At 65.4% G+C, this 4924-nt stretch carries 3 protein-coding genes and 2 pseudogenes; 2 read left to right on the top strand and 3 right to left on the bottom strand.

Annotation, left to right across the window (positions count from 1 at the left end; genetic code table 11):
- Positions 1–198: 198 nt before the first annotated feature.
- Positions 199–318 (bottom strand): annotated as a pseudogene (locus ACNA7R_RS19195) (CBS domain-containing protein); the annotation flags it as partial.
- Positions 319–548: 230 nt separating this feature from the next.
- On the opposite strand from ACNA7R_RS19195, the gene ACNA7R_RS19190 reads away from it, so the two are divergent.
- Positions 549–788 (top strand): hypothetical protein, encoded by a 240-nt coding sequence (locus ACNA7R_RS19190; protein ID WP_416285120.1) that lies wholly within the window; start codon positions 549–551, stop codon positions 786–788.
- 126 nt (positions 789–914) lie between these two features.
- Here ACNA7R_RS19190 and msrA read toward each other — a convergent pair whose 3' ends face one another.
- Positions 915–1448, bottom strand: coding sequence for a peptide-methionine (S)-S-oxide reductase MsrA (msrA, locus tag ACNA7R_RS19185; RefSeq protein WP_416285119.1), 534 nt, complete (start codon positions 1446–1448; stop codon positions 915–917).
- A 45-nt stretch (positions 1449–1493) separates the two neighbouring features.
- Positions 1494–2159, bottom strand: a complete 666-nt coding sequence (locus ACNA7R_RS19180; RefSeq protein ID WP_416285118.1) for a 2,5-diamino-6-(ribosylamino)-4(3H)-pyrimidinone 5'-phosphate reductase — start codon at positions 2157–2159, stop codon at positions 1494–1496.
- Between the two features lie 261 nt (positions 2160–2420).
- Between ACNA7R_RS19180 and ACNA7R_RS19175 the strand changes: the two are divergent.
- A pseudogene (locus tag ACNA7R_RS19175) lies at positions 2421–4649 on the top strand (DNA methyltransferase); the annotation flags it as partial.
- Positions 4650–4924: the final 275 nt, after the last annotated feature.

The following is a 4924-nucleotide window of genomic DNA, read 5'->3' as shown; positions in this document are numbered from 1 at the left end:
TCTCGCATCGGTCGACGGCCTCCCCGGTCATTGTTACGGCGCGGTTTCTGTATCGTGGTTACGAGTTTATGAGGCGGGAGCGGCCGTTCCGCCCGGCTCGAGCGATGGCGTCACTACCGGGCGGTTTCGGTCGAACGAGCGAGAGACGCTCGCGGAAGGGACCGCTTACCCGTCGAAAACGGCTCGGTTTCGGGAACGCTACGGGCTGTAGCCCGGCGACTGGACCTCGATCGTCTCGGAGACGTTCTCGAGCTGTTCGCCGATCGTCGCCACGAGGTCGTCGAGCGTGACGATCCCCGTCAGCGTTCCGTCGTCGTCTGGCTGTGCGGTTACGACGTCTTCCGGACCGAGTTTGCCGACTGGCATACGAGTCGGTCGACGCCGGGAACGCTTGTGACGGTACGGCCTTCGAATGAGCGCACGGTCGACCCGAGACGAAACCGACCGGGGAGCCTCGATTTCCGCCGGTTGGCGGCCGCAACGCATCGAGTTGGACGGCCGGATGCTGCGGGGGTGGTGCTTACGGTCGGTGGGCGCCTAGTGGAACCATGCGAGTCCCAAAACAGCTCCGAGACGGTCACACCGACGATGCGGTCGTCCGCGAACTGAACGACGAGGACGGCAGCATGATCACCGTCGACTTCGGCTCCGACGCCGCCGACATGTCCGTCGACGTCGTCGGCGAGACGGTGATCGTCGTCATGGACGACCGGCAGTTCCAGTTCGAGCTGCCCGCGGGCGCCAGCGAGGTTACCGCCAACAACGGGATCCTGACGATCTCCGAGTGACGAGGCCCGAGGGTCGGCGTCCTCCGACCGCGTCGCTCGAGTCTCAGACGGTTTCCTGTACGTCAGTACCGGCGTAACCGCCGCACGGGTCGCGGTTGCGCCGGTACATCGGTACAGCGATCCGCATCAGTTCTCGGGCGTCGCCTTCGCGGCGAACTTCTCGCGGACCTTCTCGACTTTCGGCGCCGCGTGCATCGAGCAGTAGGCGTCGTTGGGATTCTTCTCGAAATAGTTCTGGTGGTACTCCTCGGCCTCGTAAAAGGTGTCGAGCGGTTCGATCTCGGTGACAATTCCCTCGTAGAGCCCCTCCGCCTCGAGTTCCTCGGCGAAGGCTCGAGCCGTCTCGAGCTGGTCGTCGTCGTGGGTGTAGATCGCCGAGCGGTACTGGCTGCCGACGTCCGGTCCCTCGCGGTCCTTCGTGGTCGGGTCGTGGATCGTGAAGAACACCTCGAGCAGGTCCTCGTAGGCGACCGTCTCGGGATCGTACTCGAGCTGGACGACCTCCGCGTGGCCCGTACTCCCGGAGCAGACCGCCCTGTAGGTGGGATCCTCGGTGTGACCGCCCGCATAGCCCGACGTGACCGATTCGACGCCCTCGAGTTGCTCGAAAGCCGCCTCGACACACCAGAAACAGCCGCCGCCGAACGTAGCTCGTTCCATACCCGGTCGTAGGACACGAGCGCGCAAATGTGTGACGGGACCGATTCAGCGCTCGGCCGTTCGCCAGGTCAACAGCGCCCCCTCGCCGACGCGCTCGAGGCTCTCGAGTTCGAGGATCGGGAAGTCGGCGACGAACCCTTCGCCGTCGGCAAGCGTCGGGGCGTCCCGCCCGCCGATCACCTTCGGGCCGACGAACACCCGTAGCTCGTCGACGAGGCCGGCCTCGAACAGCGAGAAGATGAGTTCCCCGCCGCCCTCGACCATGATCCGCTCGAGGCCCTGGCCCTGCAGCGTCGCGAACGCCCGCAGGAGGTCGACCCGGTCGTCGCCGGCCGTGACCAGCTCCGCCCGGTTCGAGAGGTCCATCCGGTCGTCGATCGTCGCCCGCTCGCTCGTACAGACGTAGGTCGTCGCCGTGTCGTCGAGGACGGCCGCGTCCAGCGGGGTCCGTCCCGTCGAGTCGACGACCACTCGAGCCGGGTGGGCAGGTTCGCCCCGGTCCCGGCGCTCGTCGATCAGCGACTCGTCCTTGACGGTGAGGTGGGGGTCGTCGGCGAGGACGGTGCCGACACCGACGACGACGGCGTCGCTGTCGGCCCGGAGGCGGTCCATCCGCGCGAAGTCCTCGTCGCCGCTGATGGCGATCTGTTCGCGGCGTCTCGAGGAGAGCTTCCCGTCCGCGCTCATGGCGGCGTTGACGACGACGTGCATACCCTCTGCTGGGTGACGGGTCCTAAAGAAGGCGTGGGTGAGCGAGGTGGGGGCGCTCGAGTCGGAACGGGAGCGACGGCAGCTACGGTACAATAGGTAGCTATCCCAGCTGATTTGGCTGAGTAAGGTGAGGTAGGTACGGTAGGTACAATAGGTGAGCTGGATATCGGTTTGCGTGGCGAACTGGAGACGGCCCGGCCCTCGAGGACCACGTCTCCGTCATCTATTTGTGGATGTCACGACTGCTTTCATCTATTCAACATGAGCCAGGCGACGCGCTCGGAGCGCTGCTACACGAACTCGAATCTCTTCTCGGGACACTATCTCGACGACCGGGTGCAGCAGCGAGACGAGTGGGACTGCGACGACGAGGCCCGCGCGGTCTTCGAGGAGTTGCAGGCGCTGTACCGCGACGAGCGGGAGCTGGTGGCGGGGTACGGCGAGGACTCGCTGATCGACAACTGGATCGACGAGGTGCTCGAGATCCTGGGGTTCGGGACGAACGTCGAGACGACGCTGCCCGACGGGAGCGGGTTCGTCGACAGCCTGCTGTTCGAGGACACGGCGACCAGACGCGAGGCGGCCGCCACCTATCTCGACACCGAGGACACCGCGGACCTGTTCGATCGCGGCGTCGGGATTCTGGAGGCCAAGCGCTGGGACGCCGACTTCGACCAGCGATTTAGCGAGCGACGGCCCTACCGGAACGCCTCCCACCAGATCAAACACTACCTCGAGCGCACCCCCGAGAACGTCCAGTGGGGGATCCTGACGAACGGACGGACCTGGCGACTGTACGGGACCAAGGAGTACGAGACCCAGACCTACTACGAGATCGACCTGCCCGCGCTGCTCGAGCGCGGGAACCTGGAGGCGTTCAAGTACTTCTACGTCTTCTTCCGGCCCGAGGCGTTCCGGGAGCGGTCGGGGTCGACGTTCCTCGAGTCGGTGTGGTCCGAAAGCGAGACGGTCGCCCAGGAACTCGGCGAGGATTTGCAGGACAACGTCTTCACCGCGCTGCGGGTGCTGGGTCGTGGCTTCGTGGAGACGAACGACCTCGAGATCGATCCCGGCGACGACGCGGCGCTGGCCGAACTCAAAGAGCAGTCGCTCGTCCTGCTGTACCGGTTGATGTTCGTCCTCTACGCCGAGTCCCGCGGGCTGATCCACCCCGAGGACGGGGACGCCGTCGCGGAGTACGAGTCGAACTTCAGCCTCGACGAACTGCGCCTCGAGATCCACGAGGAGATCGGGGAGGTCGACGACGGCTTTGAGACGTACAGCGAGCACTCGACGACGATGTGGAGCCGGCTCGAGGACCTGTTCCGGCTGATCGACGAGGGCGAGGAGAGCCTGGGGATTCCGCCGTACAACGGCGGGCTCTTTAATCGGGAGAAACACGACTTCCTGACCGATCACGACGTGAGCAACCGCTACCTCGCGGAGGTGATCTACCGGATCTCGACCACCGAGAACGAGGCGGGGCGGTACGTGCTGGCCGACTACGCCGACCTCGACACTCGCCATCTGGGCAGCGTCTACGAGGGGTTACTCGAGCACCAGTTCCGGATCGCGCCCGAGGCCTACGCCGCCGTCTCGGAGGACGGCGGGCAGGTCTGGAAACCCGCGACGGAGGTGTCGGTCGCGGCGGCGGTCGAGACCGTCGACGAGGGCGGACTGTACGTCGTCAACGACGAGGGCGAGCGGAAGGCGACGGGCGCCTACTATACGCCCGACTACGTCGTGACCTACATCGTCGAGGAGACGGTGGGACCGCTGGTCGAGGAGATCAAGAACGATCTCGAGTCGCAGGGGTTCGAGCCGGGCACCCACGAGTATCTCGGGGCCTTCTACAGGCGGGTGACGGACCTGAAGATCCTCGACCCCGCGATGGGCAGCGGCCACTTCCTCACACGGGCGACGGAGTATCTCGCCCAGCAGGTGATGGAGGAGGTGCGCGAACTCGAGGAGGCGACGGCCTTCGACGAGCAACGGGTTCGCCGGGACGTCGCCAAGGAGTGTATCTACGGCGTCGACCTGAACGGGATGGCCGTCGAACTCGCCAAACTGTCGATGTGGCTCGAGACCCTCGCCGCCGACCAGCCCCTGGCCTTCCTCGATCACCACCTCAAGGCGGGCAACTCGCTGGTCGGCTCGGACGTGACCGAGGTGCTCTCGAGCGATACCGCCGACGACGGCGGGCAACTGACCCTCCAGCAGGCGCTGGCCCGCGTCCGTCAGGACACCCTCGAGCACGTGATGGATCGCATGCAGGAGTTACTCGAGATCGACAACGAGTCCCTCGAGGACGTCCGGTCGATGGAGGAGATCTACGACGAGGTTCGCTCGGACCCGTTCTACCAGCGCCTGTTCGAACTGACGAACGTCCACACCGCGGAGCGGTTCGATCTGGACGTTCCCGAGGGGGCCTACGAGCGGATGGCTCGAGCGATCGACGACGAATCCGAGTGGGCAGCGGTGCAGGAGGAAGACTCAGTCGATCACATCGACAGCCGCACTGTCTTGTCCAGTAAGCGCTGAATCTGGGTGAACTGTGCTCGGCCCGTCTCGAAGAGACGGCTGGGATGAGCTTCGGCACTGGGTAGTCGCTGTCGGCGGCGGATCGCCGCCGACGCGACAGTGTCGCCACTCACAACCGCTGCCCCAATTCAGGGACAGCTACCGGAAGAACCGGTCGTCGAGTGGTTGATTTGCTGGGACAGCTCTGCGCACACCGAGGGCTGTCCAGGCAGCACGAACCACCA

It is taken from the genome of Natronococcus sp. (assembly GCF_047921035.1).
Classification (GTDB): Archaea; Halobacteriota; Halobacteria; order Halobacteriales; family Natrialbaceae; genus Natronococcus.
Note: the sequence above shows the minus strand (reverse complement) of the source record. Positions and strands in the feature narration are given on the sequence as shown.